Genomic DNA, 1256 nt, shown 5'->3' on the forward strand with positions numbered 1-1256 from the left:
TGAGGGTTCACTGAAAGTAGAGATCAGCATGACCGCAGCACGCAGGCGTTTCACCCAGGAGTTCAAAGACGAGCTGTGCCGTGAGGTGATCAACACCTCCAAGCCGATCAAGGACGTGGCCACCGCGTATGGCGTCGGCGCTGAGTCTCTTCGGAACTGGCTCAACAAATACCGCGAGGCCAACGGCGGTACCGAAGCGGACCTGACGGTCTCGGAACGGGCCCGACTGAAGGAGCTCGAGCGGGAAGTTCAGGAGCTGCGGGCGGAGACCGCTTTCTTGAAAAAAGCCAGCGCTTACTTCGCGCGGGAGCAGCGGTAGTGAGCAAGTACGAGTACATCGACTCCCAAAAATCGGAGCCCACCAACCGGAATTCGGTGGTGAAAATGTGCCTCTGGCTGGCCGTCTCCACGTCCGGTTTCTACGATTGGGCAGTGCGGCCGCAGTCCGCGACCTCGGCCCGCCGCGAGGCCTTGATCGCCCGGATTCAGCACTTCTTCGAGGAATCCGATGGCACCTACGGATACCGCCGGATCCACGCTGACCTAGGTGCCGAGCAGACCGAGTGCTCGCCCGAGCTGGTGCGACAACTCATGCGCCAAATCGGCCTCGTAGCCTGCCAACCACGGCCCTTCCGCATCACTACCGAAGCCGATGCCGAAGCGGCCGCGACCATGCCCGACCTCGTCAAACGCGACTTCACCGCCGACCGCCCCGGAGCGAAATTCGTCGGCGATATTACGTACATCCACACCTGGCAAGGGTTCATCTATCTGGCCACCGTCATCGACTGCTATTCCAAGAAAGTCGTCGGGTGGTCCATCGCCGACCACATGCGCACCGAACTCGTCGCCGACGCCCTCCGGAACGCCGCCGCGACGACCATGATTGAGCCGGACGCGATTTGGCATTCCGACAGGGGCAGCGTTTACACGTCGGCCAATTTTCGGGCTCTGGTGACCGGCCTGGGGATGCGCTCCTCGATGGGCCGGACCGGCGTGTGCTGGGACAACAGCATGGCCGAAAGTTTCTTCTCCATGCTCAAGAACGAACGTGTGTACCGCACCGCCTACGCCACGAAATCACAAGCTCGCAGCGACGTCATCCGCTATATCGAAGGGTTTTACAACAGTCGACGCCGGCACTCCGCGCTCGGTTACCGCCGGCCGAATGAAGTCCACTACGGTTATCAACAGCCAGCATTGGCAGCGTAGAAGAATCCACTAATTCCGCTGTCCGAAATACCCGCGGCAGGCCA

Annotated in this window: 1 protein-coding gene; it reads left to right on the top strand. The window is 61.0% G+C overall.

The genetic code is table 11. The annotated features are described in order from the left end of the window. The first annotated feature begins 28 nt into the window (after positions 1-28). Positions 29-1212 (top strand): IS3 family transposase gene (locus tag E3O11_RS03155; protein WP_134495394.1). Its coding sequence is split into 2 segments (ribosomal slippage): positions 29-290 and positions 290-1212, totalling 1185 coding nucleotides; the frame shifts between segments, so codons are not numbered across the junction. Positions 1213-1256 lie beyond the last annotated feature (44 nt).

Source organism: Cryobacterium levicorallinum, assembly GCF_004402405.1.
Lineage (GTDB): Bacteria > Actinomycetota > Actinomycetes > Actinomycetales > Microbacteriaceae > Cryobacterium > Cryobacterium levicorallinum.